The organism is Arthrobacter sp. Y3223164, assembly GCF_059091005.1.
The window spans coordinates 1-22192 of the sequence record NZ_JBNHGF010000015.1; the positions used below are offsets into that span (position 1 = coordinate 1).

The window sequence follows — 22192 nt, forward strand, 5'->3', positions numbered from 1 at the left end:
ACCGGCGTCAGCCCTGCCGGCGCCGGGGCTCACGGGCAGGTGCGGCTGCCTCTCGTCGCGGCGCTCAGTCATCGGCCTGCGGCTGTTGCAGGGCCTTCAGGAACGCGCGCGACCAGTGTTCGACGTCGTTCTGCAGGATCTGCCGGCGCATGGCCCGCATCCGGCGGGTGGCCTCGGCCGGCGGGATGTTGACCGCCCGGATGATGGCGTCCTTGAGCCCGTCGATGTCGTGCGGGTTGACCAGGATGGCCTGCTTGAGCTGGTCCGCGGCGCCGGCGAATTCGCTGAGCACCAGCGCCCCGTCCACCCCCTTGCGGGAGGCTACGTACTCCTTGGCCACCAGGTTCATGCCGTCGCGCAGCGCCGTCACCAGCATCACGTCCGCGGCCAGGTAGAGCGCCACCATTTCCTCCACCGGGTAGCTGTGGTGCAGGTAGCGGATGGCGGTGTTTTCCAGGGTGTCGAACGTGCCGTTGATCCGGCCCACAGAACCTTCGATTTCCTCGCGCAGCAGCCGGTAGGACTCGACGCGCTCGCGGCTGGGCGAGGCCACCTGGATCAGCACGGCGTTCTCCACGTTCAACTTGCCGTCTTCCAGGAGTTCGCCGTAGGCCTTGACCCGGTGCCGGATGCCCTTGGTGTAGTCCAGCCGGTCCACGCCCAGCAAGACGGTGTCGGGGTTGCCCAGCTCCTGCCGGATCTGCTCGGAGCGGGCGATCACGTCCGGCCGGTTGGCCAGCTCGCTGATGTGGGCCACATCGATGGAGATCGGGAAGGCGCCGGCCTTGCAAAGGCGGGCGCCGCCGTCGTTGTTGACCACCTGCACCTGCTGCTGGCGCACATTCAGGCCGCTGAAGCGGCGCACGCAGCGCAGGAAGTTGCTGGTGTCGCTGGGGCGCTGGAAGCCGACCAGGTCGGCCCCGAGCAGGCCCTCGATCACCTGCCGGCGCCACGGCAGCTGGGCGAAGATCTCCAGCGGGGGGAACGGGATGTGGTTGAAGAAACCGATCTTCAGGTCCGGGCGCATCTCCCGCAACAGCTTGGGAACAAGCTGCAGCTGGTAGTCCTGCACCCAGATGGTGGCACCCTCGGCCGCGATCTCCGCGGTTGCTTCGGCGAAGCGCCGGTTGACCGTTTTGTAGCATTCCCACCAGGCGCGGTGGAACTCCGGCGGGGCGATCACGTCATGGTAGAGCGGCCAGAGCGTGGCGTTGGAGAAGCCTTCGTAATACAACTCGACGTCGTCGGCGCTCAAGGTCACCGGGACCAGATGCATGTTGTCGTGGTCGAACGGGTCCACTTTCTCGTCCGGTACCCCCGGCCAGCCCACCCAGGCGCCGTCGGTCTTCGCCATCACCGGGGCCAGCGCCGTGACCAGCCCGCCGGGCGAGCGCCGCCAGAGACCCTGACCGTCGTCCTCGGGCGCTCGGTCCACCGGCAGGCGGTTGGAGACGACGATCAGGTCGTACTCCCCGAACTGAGATCCTTCTGCTTCCTCGCCGTTCATCTCTGCGGAATTCGCCAACTGACCTCTCCTTTGTGTATACCGTCCTGTTCATGACTTTATAAGGAATGGCAACCCGAGGCTTCCCCGGAGCGCGCTGAGGCATCAAACGTGAACGCGGCCACTCGTTCCGCCTGAACATTGAAGTTGCAACTAAACTAGACCTGTAGTGCCCTGCCTGGGCGAAGCAGACCAACAAGACGCGAGGATCCATGGCTACCCAAAACAGCCCTAAGTCGACCAAGGCCGAGCGCACTGCTGCGGCCCGCGAGAAGGCCCGCCAGATACGCGAAGAGCAGCAGAAGCGCGAAAAGCGGAACTCGCTGCTGGTCAAGGGCGGGGTGGTCGTCGCTGTCCTGGTGATCATCGCGGTGATCGCCGGGGTTGTCATCTCCAACCAGCGCGGGCAGGTCGCCGACGTCGGTGCCGCGCCGGCCCACGGCAACGAGTTCGGCGGGTACACCGTCACGCAGGACGGCCTGGCGGCCACCGAGCCCATCCAGGTCGACGTGAACAACATCCCGGAGCCGGCCTCCACCGAGGGCGACACCATCGTGCCGGCGGGCGTTGCTGCCGCGCCCGAGGGCGAACCGGCGAACATCGTGGTGTACGTGGACATGGGTTGCCCGGTCTGCAAGGACTTCGAAGGACAGTACGGCGGGTACCTGACCGACCTCACCTCCTCCGGCGAGGCGACCGTGGAGTACCGGGTGGCGACCTTCCTCGACCGCGTGTCCACCACCAACTACTCGTCCCGGGCAGCCAACGCCGTGGCCTGCGTGGCCGACTCCCACCCCGAGGCCTTTAACGGCTACCTGACCCAGCTCTTCGCGCAGCAGCCGACGGAAGGCGGGGCCGGACTGGACAACGCCACCCTGACGAGCATCGCGGAAAGCGCGGGAGCCACCGACGTCGCCTCCTGCATTGACGACGGCGAATTCCGCCCCTGGACCGCGTTCGTCAACCAGACGTTCAACGAATACCAGGTCGGCGGCACCCCGGCGGTCTTCGTTGACGGCCAGAAGTGGACGAACTCCGGCAACTTCCAGGAGTTCGCCCAGGGCATCATCGACGCCCGCGCCTAAGCCATCCGCCGGGTTGGTCCCGGCCGGCATCCGGGCGGCGGTTGCTGCGGTTTCACGCAGGGCCGCCGCCTGGGCTACCCTTATCTAGCCGGTTTTGTCCGGCACGCTGGCCCTTCGGCCAGCACGCCTCCTTAGCTCAGTTGGCCAGAGCACCTGTCTTGTAAACAGGGGGTCGCCGGTTCGAATCCGGCAGGGGGCTCCACGAACCCCTCTTTGACTAGGCAAAACGTTGGTTGAGAGGGGTTCTTTTATTTGGGGTAGCGAAATCCAAGAATATTCCAAGAATTGACGGCTTCCCAACCGGTCTGGAGCAGGGCGCTTGCAGGGGCGTGGTGAGGTTTCCACCGATCTCGCACGCATGGTTGGAAAGCGGGCAAGAGGCCTGCCGACCGAGTGGAGAAGGACTCCACGAAACCAGCAACAATTCGAGTGGCTTTGCCCCGTCGTCTCTCGATGAGCCCGAGCAGCTCCTGACACGAGCCGAAGTTGCCCTTTGGTAGACAAGGTATTGGGTCAACAGGGCAAATCCACCAGACGCGCTTGTTGCTTCCGATGCTGACGCCTGCGGGGGTAGAGGCAGGTTTTTGGTCGGATGCCACTGCTTTGCCAGCGCGGGCCGCTGCCGCGGTCAGTATCGGACGCACTCCGGCGACACTGTTGGACGCATTGACTTTCTTCCCGGCTGGTAACGGCCAACGGAGCCCGAGACACGCTGCCCTGCAGGCATCCTGATGTACTTGTTGTTCGTAGTGTCCGCGGCGCACCCCAACGACGGATGCGCTCACACATGTCCCCTCGTACAAGCATCGCTCTTGCAATGAATCGATAAATCTGTACGTTGATGTTAGCAGCGCCACTTTCTATCCGTTTGCTGCACAACATTGTTTCTTGGTTATTAAGGGGTAAGCATGAAGAAGAAGACCGCAGTTCTTTCACTCGTCGCCGTTGCCGGGTTCTCCGTTCTGTCTGCTACACCGGCTATGGCCGTGGGCACCGCCTACGACAACTGCAGTGACGCAGCAGCCCAGGGCGTTTACAACATCCCGGCTGGTTCCCCGGGCTACGGAACCCATCTCGATAGTGACCTCGATGGCATCGGCTGCGAAAACAGCAGCGCCGCGCCTGCCCCCGCCGACAATACGCAGCAGGTGACCCAGATGCCCGTCGGCGGCGCTGACACTGGTGTACCGACCGAAAACCCCGCCAATATCAGCGCTCTCGCCCTGACCGGCGGCCTCGTCTTGGCGGCAGTCGGCGGACGAAGCTACCTGGTACGCCGTCGTGCGGCAGCACAGGCCTAACAGCGACCTCAGTCGTAACCACTGACGCATGATTGACTCACTAATCGGCCGCCGCGGAAGCCATCTGGCTACCGCGGCGGCCGCCCTGATTCTCCTGGCCGGCTGCGCCGCGCCCGCACCTGAACCAGCCGCGCAAGCCGCTCCCTTGGGCCAGGCCACGTCGGCAGCTGCCCAGGCGGAAAACCCCGCCGCGGAACCCACGCAGACGACAACTCCCGCTGCTGCTGAGACCAAACAATCGAAGCCAGAATCTTCTGCTGCGCCGTCGCCCGAGGAAGTCCAAGAGCCGGTCCTGCCGGAATCCCCGCCGGTCACAGTGGCCATCCCGTCGCTCGGCGTGCAGTCGCAGCTGCTGCGGCTCGGCCTGCAGGATGATGGCACACTCGAAGTGCCTCCGGGAGATCCCGGTTCGCCTGCTGGCTGGTATATCCATTCCCCCACACCTGGGGAACGCGGGCCGGCGGTGTTCCTCGGCCACGTCAATGCCTACGGCAATGGACCCGGTGTCTTCGCCGGTCTGCGCGCGCTGAAAGGTGGAGACACCATCGAAGTCGCTCGGGAAGACGGCACCACCGCCATCTTTACCGTCGACCGCGCCGAGGCCTACTCCAAGGAAACTTTCCCGACGCAGACTGTGTATGGGAACACGGAAGGGGCCGAGCTTCGCCTCATCACCTGCGACGGATACGATCCTGCGACCGGAGAATTCGACGACAACTACGTGGTCTACGCAAAACTACGCACCTGATCCGCGTGAAAGATGCCGCGGCGCTGGGACTGATTCGCTTGATATGGAATGGGGGTAGACATGAAAGCCAAGCGGGAGACTGATTTCCGCCGGAATCTGATTGATCTGGTTAGGGCGCGCAACCCCGTACTCTTGGTCGAATCGCACGAGGACAGCCGGGTCCTGGAGATAATCCTAAGTGTTGCTCGGGATCCGGCGATCAAGAGACCCCGCAACGTCGCCGCTTTCACGCTGAGCCGCGGCCTGCATGTTCCGGGCGAAACGGGGAAAGCCGTAGCCCCGGTTGATGCTCTGGCTGCTGTAATGAAGATCCCTGACCCGACCATCTTTGTCTTCTACGATCTTCAGCATTTCCTCGGAGGCCAGGGCCGAGGCCCTGAACCCGCTGTCGTGCGTGGCTTGCAGGACGTAGCCCGGGAGTTCCGAACAGGGCAGGTCCCTCATACTTTGGTGATCGTTGCGCCAAGCCTGACTCTGCCGGTCGAACTGGAAAAGGAGGTGTCTGTCGTCGACCTTCCCCTGCCCGGCAGAGTCGAAATTGCGTCTGTGCTGGATGACATCATCAGCGCTAACGCGTCGCAGATTGAAGTCGATCTATCCGAGGACGACCGGCAGCGGCTGCTGCAAGCCGCGCAAGGACTGACACTCAGGGAAGCCGAGAATGCATTCGCCCGTGCCATTGCTTCTGATCGGCGCCTTGATGCCGCAGACATTGAAATGGTCCTCGAGGAGAAGCGACAAACCATCAAGAAGTCCGGCCTGTTGGAGTTCATCGATGACGTAGGCTCCATCGACGACATCGGCGGGCTGGAAAACCTAAAGACCTGGCTGAACAAGCGCAACGGGTCCTGGCTGCCGAGCGCACAGGAGTGGTCGATCCCGGCTCCAAAAGGCGTACTGATCACCGGTGTGCCTGGATGCGGGAAGAGCCTGACAGCAAAGTGCATGTCCTCCCTATGGGGGCTGCCCCTACTAAGGATGGATGTGGGGCGCGTCTTTTCCGGCCTCGTGGGTTCCAGCGAGCAGAACATGCGCGCCTCGCTAAGACTGGCGGAGGCGGTCGCTCCTTCGATTCTATGGATCGATGAGATCGAGAAAGGATTCGGGGCGGCCAGCGGGGGCGACTCAGGTACCAGCCAGCGGGTCTTCGGTACCTTCCTGACCTGGCTGCAGGAGAAATCACAGCCGGTGTTTGTTATCGCGACGGCGAACAAAATCGACGGTCTTCCCCCGGAACTGCTGCGCAAGGGACGATTCGACGAGATTTTCTTCGTGGACCTCCCGACAACGGCGGAACTTAAGGTCATCTGGAAGATTCAACTGCAGCAACGGCTAACCCCAGGCTCGAAGGCATCCGGGGAAATCGCGGTCAGTAACGCACTGCTCGAGCGGCTTGCAGAGGAGAGCAACGGCTTTTCAGGTGCCGAGGTCGCGGAGGCCGTGGTCAGCGCCTGCTTCGACGCTTATTCGGAACGGCGGGCGCTGCGCGATACCGACCTTATCCGCACGATCAAAAACACCGTGCCGCTCTCGACCACCCAGTCGGAGCAAATCAGAGCCATTCGCCATTGGGCCTCCCAACGGGCAGTTGCCGCCACCTCCGCCCAAGACCAGTCCGAGTATGACGTCCCGGTTTCTGCCGACACCGGCGACGTCGCGTCCTGGCGCGGCGGCCGCCGCATAGATTTCTAGGAGTCAACCATGAGTCTCGAAGTGCTGCTGATTCCGGCAGGGATCGCCGTGATAGCCGCCCTGAAGGAAGCCCGCAGTTCGGATCTGTGCGAAAAGTGCAAAACGACCCGCATCACCGACCAACCACTGCTCATCGAGGCCCTCACGGCCATCGGAGCGGCGGACATGAAGGTTCACGAGGGACGTGTTACCGGACTTAGCCCATTGGGACCATTTACGTTCCAGCGCATCGGCGATGTGTTTCTCGGTCGTGTGGACAAAAACGAGTCACAAACGGATGCGCTGCTCTCCCAGCTGGACCAGGCTGTCGGTGCGATCCTACAGCACCGCACGGTCGAAAACGTGCGGGCCCAGGCCGCAGCCATGGGAATGAGGCTCATTACCCAGCAGGCAGCCGACGGCAACGTTGAACTCGTGTTCGAGGAGGCGCCGTGACCAAGCGCATTACAGTCATTGTCGATCCGAACGGGATGATTACTGTCACCGCGAGCGGTCAGCCCGGACCGAAATGTCTGGATGAAATGGCGACCATCAAGTCGCTGATACCGGGTGCGACGACTGTCGATTCACGTCTGACGCCGGAGTTCCACCAGAGTGCCACGGAAACCGTTTCCCAGGCACAGGGGCATAGAGAATATATGGAGAAACTGGAATGACCCCAGAAGAAAAGCTGTGTTCCCGGAAGTGGCGGCTGCTCAACAGTGCCGGAGTGCTATGGAGCATCCTCTCCTTCGGGTTGCTTACCTGCGTCAACTTCCTTGTCCGGGGGATCAAGTCCAAGAACCGTCGCTGGATCATCTACGGGATAGGTTTTGCAGTCCTGTCGGTCGTTCTGCTCATCTGGAGCTCTAACGTCAACAGCGGCACTAAAGAAGCACCTGTCTCGACCCCCGGGTCCACCGCGTGGGGGTGGGTCTGGTTCCTGAGCTGGGTCGGCGGCATCGTCCTGTCCGTGATGACCAACCGCAAGTGGCTCATGTGGAAGGCCCACCATGGGAACAACAAGTGGTACGCGCAGCCAGCCACAGCGTATGGAATGCACCAAGCGCGTCCCGGCATGCAGCCAGGACAGCAGCAGGTTCCGCCTGCATGGCCCTATCAGGCGCAGGGGCAACAGCACCAAGGCCAGCCGTATCCTCCTCAAGCGCATCCTTTCCAACAACCGCGATACATGGGGCCGACCCAGCCACATGCACAGATGAGCGGCCAAAGCTACGCAGCGGGAAGCGAACCAGGATCGGGACATTCCCCGTTGCAGGCCCAGCAGAGCCAACGGCCCGTAAACGTCAATGGGGCGAGAGCTGAGGATTTCACCGCGATTGGAATGGACCAAGCCACCGCCGAGAAAATCGTTGACACCCGCTACTACCTTGGTGGCTACAGATCCTTCGAGCACATGCTTGCAGCAACGGGAGTTGCGCCCCACATCCTCATACCCCTCCGTGGGTCACTGAGTTTTGAAGCTCCACGGGATGGACAGTCAACATCGGCCCCCGACGCTCCAAAGCGTGACGCCGGTGGCCGGACCTTGGACCTATGATGCCCAACCACCCGCGGGTCGCCAGCGTGGTTCACGCCACGACGGCCGAAGGACCAGGCCTGCGGACGGCAATTTGGGTACAAGGGTGCAGCATCCGCTGTCGCGGGTGCATCAACCCCCATCTCTTTAGTCTGACGGGCGGGGAAATCATGTCACCGGAACAAATCATTCGGGATTCCCTCGCTGCAGGGGTCGAGGGGCTGACGCTGCTGGGCGGCGAGCCCTTCGACCAGGCTCGCCCTTTGGGGGGTCTGGCATCCCTGGCGCAGAAACGCGGACTAGGCATCATCACCTTCACCGGCTACGAGTTCAATGACCTGGCATCCCGTGGCCACGATGCGCAGTCCTTGCTGGCCAGCACAGATCTACTGGTCGACGGACCCTACCGGGCAGACATGCTCGAACAGAAGAGGGCGCTAGTTGGCTCCACTAACCAGCGCTTCATCCATCTGACCGACCGATATGCCGATTACGATCCCAAAACACATCGGAACCGCGTCCACGTGCGGATTGCCTATGACGGCACAGCCGCCATAGCTGGGTTCCTAGATTCTGCAGCCCTGAAGTCTCTTATGGAGACAACGGGGATGAAACGCGCACGACGAGTCCAATCCGGACGACCGGGCCGTTAGTGCACAGTCAGCGCTGCGTCCGTGCATCGTAAGGCTGGCACCGTTCCTAAGTCTCCGAAAGCTTCGAGAGAGATAGGTGCAGATGAGAACAACTGACTGCCAGAGTCTGTTGTTCATCTCATACCCATTGTCTGGGAGCTACATATGCGCCGTTGTCGGCGTTGAGGTCGGCTCGCCACGGGAGTTGTAGCAGCAGGTTGCCGCTAGATAGGGCACCCCAGCACCCAGTGGACCGAGGCGTGGCCCGCGCCGGCCCGTCAGCAGATTGGTATAGCCTTCTTCTCAGCTTGACCTTCCCGACAGAATGGACCAGTCGTGCAGATTGAACGACTTCTCGCACAAGCCGCGGATCAGAGGACCGGCAGGCTCGCCCTGGGACTATCTCTCCTTGGCCTAGCACTATTCCTGGCCGGCCTGCTGTTGCCGACAATCTGGGTGCTCATGTGGGCGTCGTTGCTGCCGTTGCTGGCAGGCCTCATCGCCGGCCTCGTGGCGCTCTCGAAGAATGCGGGCAGGAAGCCCGGAGTCTGGGCGATCGTCATCGCCATGCTGCCCATCCTCGCCGCAGCCGTCTTTGGTGCGCTGGTGTGGATGGCGCTCCACAGCGTTTCCTTCCTTTAGCAGAGAAGCCCCGCACACCGAGTGCGAGGCTTCTCTATGCAGCAGAAGAAATCGGCCGGTAAATCTCATAGGCTCCAGCGGATCACCACCCCTGCCAACGGGGCTGTCCCTAGGCTGCCTTGACGGCTTTCACCTCGGGGCAGGGCCATTCAACGAGCCGGACGAAGTTGCCCTCCTCGTCGTAGCAGCAGTCCTCGCAGATCACCGGTGCGGGCAGTTCGTCGCAGGCGTCGCAGCGGCCGCACGAGTTGGGATCCATGAAGTCGATGCCGATGCCGCGGGAATGTGTCGTGGCCATCTCGTCCTCCTTCTCTCCATCTGAGGTTGCTGCCAACCTAACACCGGCCTCTGACAGGATCGGAGATTTCCAGCGGCGTTGCCGGGACCGGCACGGATTCGGGTACACAGGCCGCAAGGAGCGGATCATCATATGGCACGGGCTGAGGCTGAGGGCTGAGGGGCAAGGGACCAAGGATGTGAGGGGTCAGGAAAGGCGCCACGGTGACCATCCGCCGTCGCCGGATTGGCTCTAAATTGGGGCGGCGCGAGGCTCTGCCGTCACCGATCCCCGGGCCAGCACCTCAACCCATTGTGTGCCCGCCAATCGGCGCCTACCCTAAGAGCCAAGGGTAGGAGTTGGCCATGGAAGTCACCCTTTTCGTTATCGACCTCGTGCTCGCCTTTGCCCCTTTTATGGTGCTGGTGCTTGTGCCGAATCGACGGGAAGGCCGACCCGTTGCGCCGCACCGCCGCTCCCCATCCGGCTTGGCAGCTGCCCGCCGGGCCAGGAAGAAGGTAGTCCCGGAAGGGGCCGGGAATCCTCTCCTGCCAGCGCCGGCGGGTGTCGGTGGAGTAACCGCGGCGACAGTGCGGCTGCGGCCCGCCCGGCGGCTGACCCGGCCGAGGTTCCGTCGCGGCCCAGGACGTCACACCAGGGGACCGCGATAAACGGGAGCATGGAACCGGCGGGTTGAAGCAGCTTCCATGGTGCTCACGGTTGTTTGCCCCCTGCCCGCTCCGGAGCCTTTGAACCGCGGAACCGATCCTTGTCTGCGGCTTGTTCCCCACCGCGAAGACTATTGATCGATCAGTGATTTCCCTCCGCTCTGCTCCGCCTTCATATGCCTGCCGCTACGGCGTGTCCATCCGGGCGCGATGAGGCGTCTGCCGTAGACATGAATGGACATGGAGAAGAAGAAACCCCTCGCACTTGCCTGCTTGGCGCTGGCCGTCCTGCTGTCCGGCTGCACCTCGCCCGCCGAAGCGGACCAGCCCCTGGTCGCCCCCACCATCGAGGTGACCGACAGCCCCGAACCGACCCGGGTTCCCGAAACCCCGGAACCGACCGAGAAGACGGAGGAGCCCAAGGCCCCGCCGGCGCAGGAACCGGAGGAGGAGCCTGCCGGCACCGCCCTGGAACAACTGGAAAGCATCGCGATCAAGGGCCGCGCCCCAAAGACCGGATACTCGCGCGACCAGTTCGGTGACGGCTGGCTGGATCCGGACCGTAACGGCTGCGACGCGCGCAATGACATCCTTCAGCGCGATCTGGACTACGCGGTCCTCAAGGCCGGCGGCTGTGTGGTCACCTCAGGGGTGCTGACCGATCCCTTCACCGCCACGACCATCGACTTCGTCCGCGGCAACAAGACCAGCACCGCCGTCCAGATCGACCACGTTGTCGCCCTCTCGGACGCCTGGCAGAAGGGTGCCCAGCGGCTGGCCAAGAACCAGCGCGAAGTCTTCGCCAACGACCCGCTGAATCTGCTGGCGGTGGACGGACCCACCAACGGCTCCAAGTCCGACGGCGACGCTGCGACCTGGCTGCCGCCGAACAAGGCGTTCCGCTGCGAGTACGTGGCCCTGCAGACCGCCGTCAAAGCCAAGTACGGACTCTGGATGACCCAGGCCGAGCACGACGCCATCAAGAACATCCTCTCCACGTCCTGCCCGGACCAACCGGTCCCGGCCGACGGGGGAGTGGACGAGCCAGTGGCAGCCGCGCCGGCGGCACCCAAGCCCGCTCCAGCCCCAAACCAACAGCCTGCACCGGCGCCTGTCCAGGAGGCGCCAGCCGGCGGGAACGTGTTCTACAAGAACTGCACCGCCGTGAAGGAAGCCGGCGCGGCCCCGATCCGGGCGGGCGACCCCGGCTGGGACACCAAATTCGACCGCGACGGCGACGGCGTCGGCTGCGAGAGCTGACGAAAGCAGACCAGCGCGGCTGAATCGCCCGAGACATGGTTTCCACGAGGGGCCGGCAGCGCGGCGGTGGCATGACGGTCAGTAACGGCGCCGCAGTCTCATCCGGAGGGGGCGGCCGTCCGGGTCGAAGAGGAGCCGGTAGGCCGGGGCTGCCAACCGGCGCTGCCAAGGGGATCCCTCCGCCGGGGTATGGGAGCGCAGCCGTCCTTGCGGCCGCGGCAGCAAGCGACCTGCACGGTGCCAGGCATCGAGCTCGTCGGCGCTTGAGCGGACGGCGCGTACAGCCTCGCGGGGATCGAGGAGGTCAGCATTATCGCCGGGGACGCGTCCCAGATGTTCGCAGAGTAGCCGCAGGCGCAGGTCACGGGCGAACGGGCGGGCGCCGTCACCGAGTTTTGCCGGGTCTGCCGGTGGCCTCGGGTCGCGCTGTTCGTCGAGCACGGCGGCCGTGAGTTCGGAATCGTGGCTCCAGGATCGCCGGTTCAGGTTGGCGCTGCCCACGGCGGCCCAGACGTCGTCGACCACGCAGACTTTCGAGTGGACGTAGATTGGCCAGCCCCGCCCGTTTTCGATGTCCAGCATCAGCAGCCGGTCGCCTCCGGCGTCGTGCACCATGCGCCAGGACAAACCCTGACCGAACAGCGCCGGTGGAACCTTGAGCCTGCCCTCCTGGTCAGGGAAGCGGGGGCAGACTGCGATGACATGGAGGCCGGGATGGCGGTGCAGGGCTTCCGCGAAGACCCGGCCGACGTCGGCTGACCACAGATACTGGTCCTCCACGTAGACCAACTGTCGTGCTCGCCGCAGCGCCTTCGCGTAATCGCGGGCCACGCTGCGCTCGCCGCCGGGTGCGAACGGGTAGCCCGGAGAGCGTTTGGGGTAGGTGCGCAGCAACTGCACCTCGCAGTCACCCGCGGCAGGCGGTGCCGGCCGCGGGGGAGGCAAGGGGGAAGCCTGCTGCCGGAGGCCGCGGATCATGTCCGGCAGCCGGTGCCATGGCAAGCGTGCCATCGGTGCGGGGTCGTCCCAGCGCTCACGAAACACTTTCTCCACCTCAAGGACGACCGGTCCGCGCAGCAGCAGCTGCACATCGTGCCATGCCGGAGTCGGTCCGTAGGCGCGGGCAAATCTGCGGGGCTGCGGGTCCCCTCGATGGGTCTCGTCGTCGCCGCGGGACCGGGCCAGATCCATCCCGCCCACGAAGGCGACGTCGGTGGAAGGATGGGCCGCGCGCCGGATGACCACGAACTTCTGGTGGTGACTGCCGAATCTGCGAACGCGGTGGTCGAGCAGCATCTCGGCGCCCGAGGCGTTGATGGCGGCGGCCAACTCCCGGTTCTGTCCCAGCGTGCCCACTATCCAGGAGGGATGGGATCGCCACAGGAGCCCCTTGACCGTGGCTCCGCGCCGCGCGCTGCGGCTCAGCGCTTCCGCCACGGTCAGGCCGGCGGTGAGCAGCTCGTCGGCGTCCATGCGCCACCCGGCAATGAGGACCAGGTCCCCCGGCCCCGTGGCATGCAGCTCAGCGGCCAGGAGCGGGAAATACTCCCGGCCGTGCACAAGCACGCGCACCTCGTTGCCGGCCGTCCATGGGAGCAGCTGTGTAGCGTCGTTGCCCCGCTCGGCCCCCGACAACAGCCAGTGATCGAGAGAAGAGCCGGTCGCTTCTCCCGCCAGCCTCATCTCAGCATCATGCCCGCCCGCCGGGGCACCGGCAATGCACAGTCCCCCGGACCGGGTCCGGGATGCCACACCGGGCTCGGCTTAGCGGCTGCAATGACTTGCGACAGGTACTCCCAGCGGGAGTGCTTCCCGGGTCATTCCCGGGTGGACTCGGGCAAGGAAGCCCCGGGTGAGCCGTACTGGAAAAGCCGGGGCGTGGCTGCGGAAAGTTCTTTGGCACAGCGGACCAGCATTGCGCCGAGGATTTCCCGGTCTTCAGGTGACCACGTGGGAAGGATTTCGTCGAAGGCCGCGGCGCCATCCTGGCCGATTTGCCTTTGCAGTTCGATTCCACTGGCTGATGTGCCAAGAAGGGTGGCGCGGCGATCCGCGGGGTCAGGTTGCGATCGATCAGTCCTCTGCCTTCAAGCCGGCGGACTTGCGGGTTCATGGTCGATTTATTCACTCCCCACTGTGCGGCTAGGTCCGAAAGGCGCGTTGGGCCGTTCCCGGTGAGGTATTCCAGCAGCGCCGTATCGGTTGGTGAGAGGTCAGCGGCTGCCGGGCCGAAGACGAAGTGTCGGATTTTTTTCCTGCTGGCCCACTGGAGCATCAGGGCGAAGCCGTGACGGACCTGCACTCCTGATGTCGGCCTGTCGCCGTCGCCCGCTTGCGTCGCTGTATCGGTCATGGGGGAAGCCTATCCAGAAAGATTCGGTTCGGCTAACCTAACTAAATTTGCTAAGCTTGATGCGTCCACAAAGACAACACCATTGGAGGTAGGAACATGACCACCACATCATTCCAGCATCAGTCGACTGTTTCCGGTCCGGCGGCTCCGGGAACCTCAGCCGTGCTCGCCGAGTTCAAGGACTACCTGCAGGCGCAGCGCCTGGTGGACCGCCTCTCGGATGAGAAGTTCCCGGTGGAGCACGTGCGCATTGTCGGCCTCGGCATCAGCAGCGTGGAGCAGGTCACGGGCCGGATGACCAAGGGCAAGGCCGCGCTGGCCGGAGCTGCGGGCGGCGCCTGGTTCGGCCTGCTCATCGGACTTCTGTTCGGGCTCTTTGTCCCCGGTATTGTCTGGCTGAGCGTGCTGCTGGGAAGCGTGGTCATCGCAGCAGTATGGGGGGCCGCCTTCGGTTTCATCGGGCATTGGAGCACCGGGGGACGCCGGGACTTCAAGTCGGTCAAGTCCCTCGAAGCCGAGCGCTACGCCGTCATGGTCGACGCCGACTACTTCGCCACGGCGGCTGCCATCGCCAACCGGTAGCCTGCCCGAGGGGGCGGGCGTCCCCTCCGGTAAACCGCGGGAGAGCCCCGGGAGCGGTTCACCCTCGTCGGGCCCACCTCTGACCCGTGGCTAGCTGAACGACCGCATCCACCACCGTTGTGGCGTCACTTGCGGGATTCGGGGTCCTCGTCTCCAATGTGTCCGGCGGCGTTCGCGTCAAGGACACGCTGGACGAAGGCGGAGTACTCCTCCATGTAGTGGCGCAGGAAGGCCTGCGTGGACTCGTCCCTGACCTCGCCGTCGTCGCCGTAGATGTCCGGGTTGAAGCTGATGTAGGCCTCGGGGGCGTTGAGCTGCGGGGCGTCCAGGAAGCTGAGAACGCTGCGCATGCTCGACTGCATGACGGCGGTGCCGATACCTCCCGGGGAAGCGCCGATGATGCCGGTGGGCTTGCGGGCGAAGGAGTTGGTCCCCCACGGGCGGGACCCCCAGTCAATGGCGTTCTTCAAGGCTCCGGGGATGGACCGGTTGTATTCGGGTGAGATGAAAAGGATGCCGTCGGAGGCCTCCACCGCTTCCTTCAGTGCCCGGCCCTCGGCGGGGTAGTCGGCGTCGTAATCCGAGTTGTAGAGGGGGAGGTCCCGGATGGGGATCTCGTTGAACTCCATACCCTCCGGGGCGAGCTTAATCAGCGCCTTCGAAAGGGTCCGGTTGATGGAGCCGCTGGCCAGGCTCCCGACAAAATATCCGATCCGATAGTTGGGCATGACGGTTTTCCTTCCAGTCAGCCGGCCGGAGCCGGCATTCATCCTGAGGCCCGGACTTGACCCGGCCCGGCGATTGTCAGGCCACTCCCGTACTAGCACGACGTGCCGCACGCCGCCAGAGCAGCGGACGGAGCGGCACTACGATCGGCAGGATCCTCCGCGTTTCCCGGCGTAGCCCGGATGATGGGCAGCCTCGGGCGCCGGGCGGCTGGGGCGGCCTGACCCTCGACAGCCCGCCTGCCCGCGTCGACAATGGACAGACCCGGTCCGCCTGCAGGCGGCCCCACCTCGACCCGAGGAGCATGCGGTGACCGACAGCAGCGTCGAGGCAGAGAACGCGGCCGCGGCCGCCGTCGTTAGCCACCACCGTGAGATGCTGGCCCGGCTGCAGGCGACGACGGCGGAGCTCACCCGTGCCCTCGACACCGGAGACGAAGACACCGTCTACAACGCGCACGGCATACTGCTGGAGTGGGGCGAACGGGAGATGTTGCCACACGCCGAGTTGGAAGAAGCCCAACTGTACGGGCCGGCCGGGGCGACCGGGGAAGCCCGGCTCCTGGTGGAGTCGCTGCTGGCCGACCATACCGCGCTGGCCTCGCTGCTGGACGAACTCCGGGGCGCCGAAGGAATGGAGACGGCCACGGTGGCCGCCTCGATGTGCAGCGTGTTCGCACTGCACATCGAGAAGGAGAACAGGCTGCTGGTGCCTTTCATTGCCCGGACTCCGGATCTGTCCTTGTCCTCGGCGGTGGAGGGCCTGGTGGAACTCGTCGGCGGCACGCACGTGCACGCGCCGGACGAGAACAAGCGCGCCCACGGGTGAGGGCATGCCGGCGGCTGAGGAGCCAACACGTAAGCGACGGTGAAGGGAGCAATGCTGTGAGCGAAGACCGCCCGGAACTGGATCCGGACATCCCGCAGAACGAAGACGGCATCGTCATCGAACCCGGATCGGAGATCGACCGGGACCTCGAAGAAAACCTGCCGGCTGACAACGACGGTGCCGGGCCGGAAGGGGAGCAGCTCTTGGGCGGGGAAGAGTAGCCCGGCAGAACCAGCTCCGCAGGACGCCCCGGCGCGCGCCGGTCAGGAGCGCGGCTGGACGCCGCCGGCCCTCGACCCTCGGGCGCTCGGCGTCAGCTGCCGATGATCAGGGTTTGCCAGCCGCCGACGCCGATGACGGCCCGCGAGCCAAGCTTGTTGATCAGCACCGGGTAGTGGTACAGATTGCCGCGGGAGTCGCGGGCCAGTACGCCTTGCTTTCCGTCGCCCAGATGGTCCCGGATCAGGGACAGATGCGTCATCGCGTTCCAGCCCGAGGAGCCGATGATCCGTCTGGTCTCGGAAATGAACTTGCCGGCGCCGTTGGACCGGTACAGCTTGAGCTGGCCCTGGGGTGTCTTGGCCACGACGTCCATCTTGGCGTCGCCGTCGATGTCGGCCGTGAAGATCGGCAGGGACTTCCAGCCGGTGCCCAGCAGCGTGCGGCTGCCGTGATTGAGTCCGGCCGGGTTCGGATAGTAGTAGAGCCGGCCGGTGTCGGTGTTGCGGGCCAGCAGCGCAGGGTAGGGGTCGGCCTGTTTCCACGCGGTAACGGTGACGTCGTAGTTTCCCCACCCGCTGGATCCGATGGTGGCGGCACTTTCCAGTCCGCCGTCCGGCTTGCCGAAGTGAGCCGTCAGTTTGCCGGACTTCCAGCGCACCACCACATCGAGCACGCCGTCGGCGTTCCAGTCGGCCACCTGAACCTGTGACACTCCCTTGAACCCGCTCGCTACAAGCCGGCGCTTGTAAAGGTCGTGGCCCTTGGCCGAGTCGTAGGCGTAGAGGTTCCCCGCGGAGTCGATGGCCGCGACGTCGCCATGCTGGAAGCTGGCGCGCACCATGCCCGGATGCGGGGGCAGCGTTGCCCGGGTGGTTGCGTAGCCGGCCATGTTCGCCACCGCCACGTACATCCCGTACCAGTCCTTGTGCGTGGTCTTCATATACCCCACGCCGATGTCCGTGGCGTTGGGGCTGAGCAGGCCGGCGCGGTGCGCGGGGGAGTTCATCCACCAGTCCACCACCTCGCGGGCGGAGTTGTTGATGGCGATGTTCTCGGTGTACCAGTCGAAACCGCGCGGGATTTCGTTGCTGCCGTAGCCCGGGCGATGGATCTTGTTCATGTCCAGCGTGTTCTTGTTGATCCGCGTGTTCAGCTCCTCGGACCACTGCTGGGCAACATTGCCTACGTTCTGGTTCCAGACCACGGGCGAGAGGCCGTTCTGCGCGCGGTAAAGGTTGGTCAGCCGCAGCACCTCGGCGACGAACGGATCCTGCGCGTTCCTGGTGACCGCCGAGGCCGGGGCCACCCCCGCGAAAGCGAGGGCGAGCAGCAGGATGAGGGCAATAAAAGGTTTCACAAGAACGCGCACATCATTCAGGGTACGGGTTGAACGATAAAACCACGATGGTGAGACCCCTGGCGGACGTCCCCGCGCGCAAAGAAATGACGCCCGCCCGAAAAATCACCACCAAGGCGAGCACGACGACGGCGGGAGGCTTCCCCGCGAAGCCTCCCGCCGCCGTCGAACGCTGACGCGCGCCAGCCCCGCCCGTTCGGCGACTACTCCGCCAGCTGCTCCCGCACCAGCGGCGCCACCTTGGTGCCGTAGAGCTCGATGGAGTTCATCAGCTTCCCGTGCGGGAGGGTGCCCAGGCTGTACTTCATGTCCCAGCGGGACAGGCCCAGGCCCTTGGCGACCTTCACGATCTTGGTGGCCACGGTCTCCGGGGAGCCGACGAACAGGGCGCCGTCCGGGCCCGCCTCGGCCTCGAACTGGCCGCGGGTCATCCGGCTCCAGCCGCGCTCGCGGCCGATCCGCTCCTGCATGTCCGCATACGGCAGCCACATCTCCTCGCGGGCCTGCTCGTCCGTGTCCGCGATGTAGCCGGGGGAGTGCGCTCCGACGGGCAGCGCCGGCTTTTCGAACTGGTCCAGCGCACGCTGGTAGAGCTCGGTGAAGGGGGCGAAGTTCATCGGTGCCCCGCCGATGATGGCCAGCATCAGCGGCAGGCCGTAGTGGGCCGCGCGGACCACCGACTGCGGGGTGCCGCCGACGGCGATCCAGGTTTTCAGGCTGCCGGAGGCCGTGGGCGGGTAAACCCGCTTGTTGTCCAGCCGCGGCCGGGTGCGGCCGGCCCAGGTGACGGGCTCTTCCTTGAGCAGTTCGGTGAAGAGGTGGAGCTTCTCGTCGAAGAGGACGTCGTAGTCGGCCAGGTCCAGGCCGAACAGTGGGAAGGACTCCGTGAACGAGCCGCGGCCCAGGATGACTTCGGCGCGGCCGTTCGAGGCGGCGTCCAGGGTGGAGAAGCGCTGGAACACCCGGACCGGGTCGTCGGAGCTGAGCACGGTCACGGCCGAGCCCAGGCGGATGCGGCTGGTCTGGCCGGCGATCGCGGCCAGCACCACATCGGGGGCGGACACCGCGAAGTCCTCGCGGTGGTGTTCGCCGATGCCGATGAAGTCCAGGCCGACCTCGTCGGCCAGCTTGGCTTCGGCGATCACGTTCCGAATGACCTCATCGTGCGGCAGGAGCTTGCCGTCGGCTCCGGTGGTGACGTCTCCGAAGGTGTCCAGCCCGAGCTCGATTGTCTGTGCCACGCGGTGGCCGCCTTTCATGGGTCAGGCATATATGCATATGCATGGTGTCTACTGGCGGCAACCGCGGGCCGGCCCGGGTTATTCCGCGGCGCCCGGGCGGGAGAGCGGGGGGACCAGCTGGCCGGACTCCCGGCGGATCCACCATTGGCCGGTGCTTCGTTTTTCTGCCCACGTGGAAAACCGGTAGTGGTAGAGCGTCGCGCGCACGTAGAGCGGCCGTACACCGTCGAATGGATCGTGCCTGAGCAGCTTCAGCGTGGCCTTGTCGGCTTCCAGCAGCCGCACCAGCAGCGGGATGAACCAGTTTTCGCCGCGGGAGCCCAGCGCCAGGAACCACATCAGCCAGTCGAGCCTCAAGTGGTAGGGCGCGTACTGCCGCGGCATCCGCTGCGGGTCTCCGGGCTTGCCCCTGAACCCGTACTCGCGCCAGTGGACGCCGTCGGCGGACCCTTCCACGGCCACTTCGTAACGTTCCCGCGTGATGGAGCCGAAGGCGCCGTAGGCATTGGCTAGGTGCCAGCTGTTGAAACTGGCGTTCATCAGCTGGTGCCGGCTGAACAGGTTTTTCAACGGCCAATAGCTCAGGTACACCAGCAGGGCGCACACCGCGAGCACCACAACGGTGAACCACACCGGTTCCTGCCGGTACTCCGGCGTGAAGTCACCCACCGGCAGGATGGCCTGCACCGCGTCGTCGGACACCGCCGCGAAGGCGAGCAGGATGGTCAGGGTGTTCAGCCACGCGAAGTTGCCCGACACCACCAGCCACAGCTGCGTGACGATCACGACCGCGGCCGCCATGCTGCCCACCGGCTGCGGAAAGAACAGGAAGAACGGCACCACCAGCTGGGCAAAGTGGTTGCCGGCCACCTCCACCTTGTGCAGCGGTTTGGGCAGGTGGTGGAAAAACCAGCTGGCCGGATTGGGCATCGGCTGGGTTTCGTGGTGGTAGTACAGGGCGGTCAGGTCCCGCCAGACCGGGTCGCCGCGCATCTTGATCATGCCGGCGCCGAACTCCAGCCGGAACACCAGCCAGATGAACAGCCACAGCACCGGGGCCGGCGGCGCCACCCGGTCCGAGCCCAGGAAGGCGGCAAGGAAGCCGGCCTCGAGCAGCAGCGTCTCCCAGCCGAAGCCGTAGAACGTCTGGCCCACATTCACGATGGACATGTACAGGAACCACAGGGCCAGGAACGCGATCATCGGCAGCCACGGCGGTCCCAGCTGCGGCAGGCCGGCCACCAACAGGGCTGCGATGACGACGCCGGCCCACGCCACCGCGCGCAGCCGGCGGTCCGTGTATCCCCAGCGGAAGAGGGTGAAGCCGCGCGGGGTTCTTCGCTGCAGCAACCGGGGCACGGGCAGCAGCCCGTGTTCGCCCAGCAGGGCCGGGAACTGGGCCAGCGCCGAGGCGAAGGCGATCAGGAACACCGCGGCGATGCCCCGCTGCAGCACCTGCCGCGCCAACTCGAACCCCTCGGCACTGAACCATTCCATGGCATGTCCAACGCTACGACCGGCCGGTCCGCTGTCAAGCAACAGGCCCGGCTCGAGGGAGCCGGGCCTGCCGGGGGTTGAGCTTCACCAGGTGGGCCGGCGAAGCGGTGATGCGGGGGAGGTGCGCAGTGGGGTAGGTGCGCAGTTGGGTCAGCCGAAAAGCGCGGAGACCTTCAGCAGCGTCTGGCTGACGCCGTAGAGCAGCGGCACGCCGACCAGCACCCAGCCGAGGGCTACTTGGGCTTTCTTCATCTCAGGCCTCCTTTCCGGCCATCGCGGCTTCGCCGGCATCCCTGGCCGGTGCCTCGTGGTACTTGCTGTCCACCGGCTTGACCATCAGGTTGGCAATGAAGCCGATGACCAGCAGGCCCACCATGGTGAGCAGGGCCGGCTGGTAGGCCTGCGCCGTCAGCTCGCCCGGCTTGCCCTGGGCATCCAGGAAGGCGTTGACGATCAACGGCCCGGCGATGCCGGCGGCGGACCAGGCCGTGAGCAGGCGGCCGTGGATGGCGCCCACCTGGAAGGTGCCGAACAGGTCGCGCAGGTAGGCCGGCACGGTGGCGAAGCCGCCGCCGTAGAAGCTGATGATGACGGCCGCCAGCAGCACGTACAGCCCGGTGGAGGTGTAGCCGAACAGGGCGAGCACCACGTACAAGGCGGCGCCCACGCCCAGGTACAGCATGTAGTTGTTCTTGCGGCCCAGGTAGTCGGAGGTGGTGGACCAGACAAACCGGCCGCCCATGTTCGCGATCGAGAGCAGCCCCACGAATCCGGCCGCAACGCCCGCGGACACCAGCGAAACGCCGTCGGGCTGGCGGAAGAAGTCCTGGATCATCGGGGAGGCCTGCTCCAGGATGCCGATGCCTGCCGTGACATTGCAGAACAGGGCGACCCAGACCAGCCAGAACTGGCGGGTCTTGATGGCATTCTTCGCCGAGACGTTCGCCGTGGTGACCAGGGCCTTGGCCTTGACCTTCGAGGCGTCGAAGCCTTCGGGCTTCCAGCCGTCCGCCGGAACCTTGATCGTGAAGGCACCGAACAGCATGTAGGCCAGGTACACCACGGCCAGGGTCAGGAACAGCTTGCCGACGGCGTCGCCGCTGGCCACCCAGCCCGGGGTCCCGTCGAAACTGGGGTCGTAGAACTGCAGCAGTGCGGTGGAGACCGGGCTGGCGATCAGCGCTCCGCCGCCAAAGCCCATGATCGCCATGCCGGTGGCCAGGCCGGGGCGGTCCGGGAACCACTTGATCAGGGTTGATACGGGGGAGATGTAGCCGATGCCCAGGCCGATGCCGCCGATCACGCCGTAGCCCAGGTAGACCAGCCAGAGTTGTTCGGTGAAGATGCCCATCGAGCCGACCAGGAAGCCGGAGCTCCAGAACACCGCGGAGGTGAACATCGCCATGCGCGGACCGTTGCGGTCCACCCAGGTGCCCATGACGGCGGCGGAGAGCCCGAGCATCACCATGGCGATGGAGAAGATGATGCCGATCTCGGTCAGGCTGACGTCGAAGTGGGCGACCAGGGCGTTCTTGTACACACTGGTCGCGTAGGCCTGGCCGATACACAAATGCACGGCCAGCGCAGCCGGCGGAATCAGCCAGCGGTTAAAGCCCGGAGGGGCGATCGTATGCGATCGGTCCAACCAACTCATCGTCGGGCGTCCTTTCAGGAGAGGGGTGCGAGCAGAACTGCAACGTGTGCTTCAGTTCACATAGTGGCCGATGGTTGGGCCAGGCAACCGGATTGATCCGGCGTGTCGTCCGGCACTGCCCTCGGGGCGCCGCGGCCGGTACGGTGGAGGAATGGAACAGGTCCTCGCCGTTCGGGGCGTGGAGGGCTACCGGCAGTACCGGGCTCCGGCGCTCGCCGTGACTCCGGCGGGCAGCGCCGTCGTCGCCTATGCAGGGATGGGAAGGCAGGGCCGGTCGCCTGCGACCGGCGACCTGCTGCTGCGCCGCAGTTTCGACGGCGGCGCGACCTGGGAACCGCAGCAGGTGGCGTGGGCGGACACGTCCGGACACGCGGCGGGCCGGCCGGGACTGTTTTCCGACGCCG

General features: G+C 65.2%; 23 protein-coding genes, 1 tRNA gene and 1 pseudogene. 15 read left to right on the forward strand and 10 right to left on the reverse strand.

Annotated features, from left to right (window positions below; genetic code table 11):
- Positions 1 to 64 precede the first annotated feature (64 nt).
- Entirely contained in the window at positions 65 to 1507 is a 1443-nt protein-coding gene (gene otsA / locus AC5RUJ_RS02165) for an alpha,alpha-trehalose-phosphate synthase (UDP-forming) (protein WP_494128686.1), read from the reverse strand.
- A 209-nt stretch (positions 1508 to 1716) separates the two neighbouring features.
- Between otsA and AC5RUJ_RS02170 the strand changes: the two genes are divergently transcribed.
- The 10 genes from AC5RUJ_RS02170 to AC5RUJ_RS02215 all read left to right on the forward strand — a co-directional run bounded on the left by AC5RUJ_RS02170 (position 1717) and on the right by AC5RUJ_RS02215 (position 9123).
- The gene (locus AC5RUJ_RS02170; protein WP_494014712.1) at positions 1717 to 2589 is read left to right on the forward strand and encodes a DsbA family protein; all 873 of its coding nucleotides are present in this window, start codon (positions 1717 to 1719) and stop codon (positions 2587 to 2589) included.
- A gap of 125 nt (positions 2590 to 2714) precedes the next feature.
- A tRNA-Thr gene (locus AC5RUJ_RS02175) sits at positions 2715 to 2791 on the forward strand.
- Positions 2792 to 3497: 706 nt separating this feature from the next.
- Entirely contained in the window at positions 3498 to 3890 is a 393-nt protein-coding gene (locus AC5RUJ_RS02180; RefSeq protein ID WP_494026321.1) for an excalibur calcium-binding domain-containing protein, read from the forward strand.
- A gap of 145 nt (positions 3891 to 4035) precedes the next feature.
- Complete coding sequence (locus AC5RUJ_RS02185; protein WP_494155575.1) at positions 4036 to 4638, forward strand: class F sortase; 603 nt, start codon at positions 4036 to 4038, stop codon at positions 4636 to 4638.
- 60 nt (positions 4639 to 4698) lie between these two features.
- Positions 4699 to 6330 (forward strand): AAA family ATPase, encoded by a 1632-nt coding sequence (locus AC5RUJ_RS02190; RefSeq protein WP_494128668.1) that lies wholly within the window; start codon positions 4699 to 4701, stop codon positions 6328 to 6330.
- A gap of 9 nt (positions 6331 to 6339) precedes the next feature.
- Positions 6340 to 6765 (forward strand): hypothetical protein, encoded by a 426-nt coding sequence (locus tag AC5RUJ_RS02195; protein ID WP_494026318.1) that lies wholly within the window; start codon positions 6340 to 6342, stop codon positions 6763 to 6765.
- Positions 6762 to 6986 (forward strand): DUF2997 domain-containing protein, encoded by a 225-nt coding sequence (locus tag AC5RUJ_RS02200; protein ID WP_494128669.1) that lies wholly within the window; start codon positions 6762 to 6764, stop codon positions 6984 to 6986. The genes AC5RUJ_RS02195 and AC5RUJ_RS02200 overlap by 4 nt, the downstream gene beginning before the upstream one ends.
- Entirely contained in the window at positions 6983 to 7870 is an 888-nt protein-coding gene (locus AC5RUJ_RS02205) for a ComEA family DNA-binding protein (RefSeq protein ID WP_494128670.1), read from the forward strand. The genes AC5RUJ_RS02200 and AC5RUJ_RS02205 overlap by 4 nt, the downstream gene beginning before the upstream one ends.
- On the forward strand, positions 7870 to 8502 hold the full coding sequence (locus tag AC5RUJ_RS02210; protein WP_494128671.1) for a 4Fe-4S single cluster domain-containing protein: 633 nt from the start codon (positions 7870 to 7872) through the stop codon (positions 8500 to 8502). Before AC5RUJ_RS02205 ends, AC5RUJ_RS02210 begins: the two co-directional genes overlap by 1 nt.
- A gap of 315 nt (positions 8503 to 8817) precedes the next feature.
- Positions 8818 to 9123: a hypothetical protein gene (locus AC5RUJ_RS02215; RefSeq protein WP_494128672.1), complete on the forward strand. Its 306-nt coding sequence runs from the start codon at positions 8818 to 8820 to the stop codon at positions 9121 to 9123.
- 109 nt (positions 9124 to 9232) lie between these two features.
- On the opposite strand, the gene AC5RUJ_RS02220 is transcribed toward AC5RUJ_RS02215, so the two are convergent.
- Positions 9233 to 9421 carry a hypothetical protein gene (locus AC5RUJ_RS02220; RefSeq protein ID WP_494014709.1) on the reverse strand — a complete coding sequence of 63 codons (189 nt, stop codon included), beginning with the start codon at positions 9419 to 9421 and terminating at the stop codon, positions 9233 to 9235.
- An 881-nt stretch (positions 9422 to 10302) separates the two neighbouring features.
- Here AC5RUJ_RS02220 and AC5RUJ_RS02225 point away from each other — a divergent pair.
- Complete coding sequence (locus AC5RUJ_RS02225) at positions 10303 to 11328, forward strand: GmrSD restriction endonuclease domain-containing protein (RefSeq protein ID WP_494155576.1); 1026 nt, start codon at positions 10303 to 10305, stop codon at positions 11326 to 11328.
- A gap of 78 nt (positions 11329 to 11406) precedes the next feature.
- Here AC5RUJ_RS02225 and AC5RUJ_RS02230 read toward each other — a convergent pair whose 3' ends face one another.
- Together AC5RUJ_RS02230 and AC5RUJ_RS02235 are read right to left on the reverse strand one after the other, a co-directional pair.
- Positions 11407 to 13011 carry a phospholipase D family protein gene (locus AC5RUJ_RS02230; protein WP_494128674.1) on the reverse strand — a complete coding sequence of 535 codons (1605 nt, stop codon included), beginning with the start codon at positions 13009 to 13011 and terminating at the stop codon, positions 11407 to 11409.
- A gap of 7 nt (positions 13012 to 13018) precedes the next feature.
- Positions 13019 to 13681: a MarR family winged helix-turn-helix transcriptional regulator gene (locus tag AC5RUJ_RS02235; RefSeq protein ID WP_494128675.1), complete on the reverse strand. Its 663-nt coding sequence runs from the start codon at positions 13679 to 13681 to the stop codon at positions 13019 to 13021.
- A gap of 96 nt (positions 13682 to 13777) precedes the next feature.
- Here AC5RUJ_RS02235 and AC5RUJ_RS02240 point away from each other — a divergent pair, with 96 nt between their 5' ends.
- Positions 13778 to 14263 (forward strand): general stress protein, encoded by a 486-nt coding sequence (locus AC5RUJ_RS02240; protein ID WP_494001795.1) that lies wholly within the window; start codon positions 13778 to 13780, stop codon positions 14261 to 14263.
- Between the two features lie 125 nt (positions 14264 to 14388).
- Here the strand turns inward: AC5RUJ_RS02240 and AC5RUJ_RS02245 are convergent, their stop codons facing one another.
- Positions 14389 to 14991 (reverse strand): NADPH-dependent FMN reductase, encoded by a 603-nt coding sequence (locus tag AC5RUJ_RS02245; protein WP_494026311.1) that lies wholly within the window; start codon positions 14989 to 14991, stop codon positions 14389 to 14391.
- Positions 14992 to 15298: 307 nt separating this feature from the next.
- Between AC5RUJ_RS02245 and AC5RUJ_RS02250 the strand changes: the two genes are divergently transcribed.
- Positions 15299 to 15817, forward strand: coding sequence for a hemerythrin domain-containing protein (locus AC5RUJ_RS02250; RefSeq protein WP_494001793.1), 519 nt, complete (start codon positions 15299 to 15301; stop codon positions 15815 to 15817).
- Between the two features lie 56 nt (positions 15818 to 15873).
- A complete protein-coding gene (locus tag AC5RUJ_RS02255; protein WP_494073358.1) occupies positions 15874 to 16038 on the forward strand; it encodes a hypothetical protein in 165 nt (54 codons plus the stop codon).
- Positions 16039 to 16130: 92 nt separating this feature from the next.
- On the opposite strand, the gene AC5RUJ_RS02260 is transcribed toward AC5RUJ_RS02255, so the two are convergent.
- The 5 genes from AC5RUJ_RS02260 to AC5RUJ_RS02280 all read right to left on the reverse strand — a co-directional run bounded on the left by AC5RUJ_RS02260 (position 16131) and on the right by AC5RUJ_RS02280 (position 21788).
- The gene (locus AC5RUJ_RS02260) at positions 16131 to 17396 is read right to left on the reverse strand and encodes a CAP domain-containing protein (RefSeq protein ID WP_494128676.1); all 1266 of its coding nucleotides are present in this window, start codon (positions 17394 to 17396) and stop codon (positions 16131 to 16133) included.
- Between the two features lie 203 nt (positions 17397 to 17599).
- A complete protein-coding gene (locus tag AC5RUJ_RS02265; RefSeq protein ID WP_494001790.1) occupies positions 17600 to 18637 on the reverse strand; it encodes an LLM class flavin-dependent oxidoreductase in 1038 nt (345 codons plus the stop codon).
- A 78-nt stretch (positions 18638 to 18715) separates the two neighbouring features.
- A complete protein-coding gene (locus tag AC5RUJ_RS02270) occupies positions 18716 to 20134 on the reverse strand; it encodes a lipase maturation factor family protein (protein ID WP_494128677.1) in 1419 nt (472 codons plus the stop codon).
- A gap of 150 nt (positions 20135 to 20284) precedes the next feature.
- Positions 20285 to 20386 carry an MFS transporter small subunit gene (locus tag AC5RUJ_RS02275; protein ID WP_493968694.1) on the reverse strand — a complete coding sequence of 34 codons (102 nt, stop codon included), beginning with the start codon at positions 20384 to 20386 and terminating at the stop codon, positions 20285 to 20287.
- A 1-nt stretch (position 20387) separates the two neighbouring features.
- Positions 20388 to 21788 (reverse strand): OFA family MFS transporter, encoded by a 1401-nt coding sequence (locus tag AC5RUJ_RS02280; protein WP_494023389.1) that lies wholly within the window; start codon positions 21786 to 21788, stop codon positions 20388 to 20390.
- A gap of 151 nt (positions 21789 to 21939) precedes the next feature.
- Here AC5RUJ_RS02280 and AC5RUJ_RS02285 point away from each other — a divergent pair.
- Positions 21940 to 22192: pseudogene (locus tag AC5RUJ_RS02285) on the forward strand (exo-alpha-sialidase); the annotation flags it as partial.

What these genes read in the sequence shown, in the direction of transcription:
- otsA (WP_494128686.1), bottom strand. Translation starts at nt 1,507, where the DNA reads ATGAACGGCGAGGAAGCAGAAGGATCTCAGTTCGGGGAGTACGACCTG.
- AC5RUJ_RS02170 (WP_494014712.1), top strand. Translation starts at nt 1,717, where the DNA reads ATGGCTACCCAAAACAGCCCTAAGTCGACCAAGGCCGAGCGCACTGCT.
- AC5RUJ_RS02180 (WP_494026321.1), top strand. Translation starts at nt 3,498, where the DNA reads ATGAAGAAGAAGACCGCAGTTCTTTCACTCGTCGCCGTTGCCGGGTTC.
- AC5RUJ_RS02190 (WP_494128668.1), top strand. Translation starts at nt 4,699, where the DNA reads ATGAAAGCCAAGCGGGAGACTGATTTCCGCCGGAATCTGATTGATCTG.
- AC5RUJ_RS02195 (WP_494026318.1), top strand. Translation starts at nt 6,340, where the DNA reads ATGAGTCTCGAAGTGCTGCTGATTCCGGCAGGGATCGCCGTGATAGCC.
- AC5RUJ_RS02205 (WP_494128670.1), top strand. Translation starts at nt 6,983, where the DNA reads ATGACCCCAGAAGAAAAGCTGTGTTCCCGGAAGTGGCGGCTGCTCAAC.
- AC5RUJ_RS02210 (WP_494128671.1), top strand. Translation starts at nt 7,870, where the DNA reads ATGCCCAACCACCCGCGGGTCGCCAGCGTGGTTCACGCCACGACGGCC.
- AC5RUJ_RS02220 (WP_494014709.1), bottom strand. Translation starts at nt 9,421, where the DNA reads ATGGCCACGACACATTCCCGCGGCATCGGCATCGACTTCATGGATCCC.
- AC5RUJ_RS02225 (WP_494155576.1), top strand. Translation starts at nt 10,303, where the DNA reads ATGGACATGGAGAAGAAGAAACCCCTCGCACTTGCCTGCTTGGCGCTG.
- AC5RUJ_RS02230 (WP_494128674.1), bottom strand. Translation starts at nt 13,011, where the DNA reads ATGAGGCTGGCGGGAGAAGCGACCGGCTCTTCTCTCGATCACTGGCTG.
- AC5RUJ_RS02235 (WP_494128675.1), bottom strand. Translation starts at nt 13,681, where the DNA reads ATGACCGATACAGCGACGCAAGCGGGCGACGGCGACAGGCCGACATCA.
- AC5RUJ_RS02240 (WP_494001795.1), top strand. Translation starts at nt 13,778, where the DNA reads ATGACCACCACATCATTCCAGCATCAGTCGACTGTTTCCGGTCCGGCG.
- AC5RUJ_RS02245 (WP_494026311.1), bottom strand. Translation starts at nt 14,991, where the DNA reads ATGCCCAACTATCGGATCGGATATTTTGTCGGGAGCCTGGCCAGCGGC.
- AC5RUJ_RS02270 (WP_494128677.1), bottom strand. Translation starts at nt 20,134, where the DNA reads ATGGAATGGTTCAGTGCCGAGGGGTTCGAGTTGGCGCGGCAGGTGCTG.
- AC5RUJ_RS02275 (WP_493968694.1), bottom strand. Translation starts at nt 20,386, where the DNA reads ATGAAGAAAGCCCAAGTAGCCCTCGGCTGGGTGCTGGTCGGCGTGCCG.
- AC5RUJ_RS02280 (WP_494023389.1), bottom strand. Translation starts at nt 21,788, where the DNA reads ATGAGTTGGTTGGACCGATCGCATACGATCGCCCCTCCGGGCTTTAAC.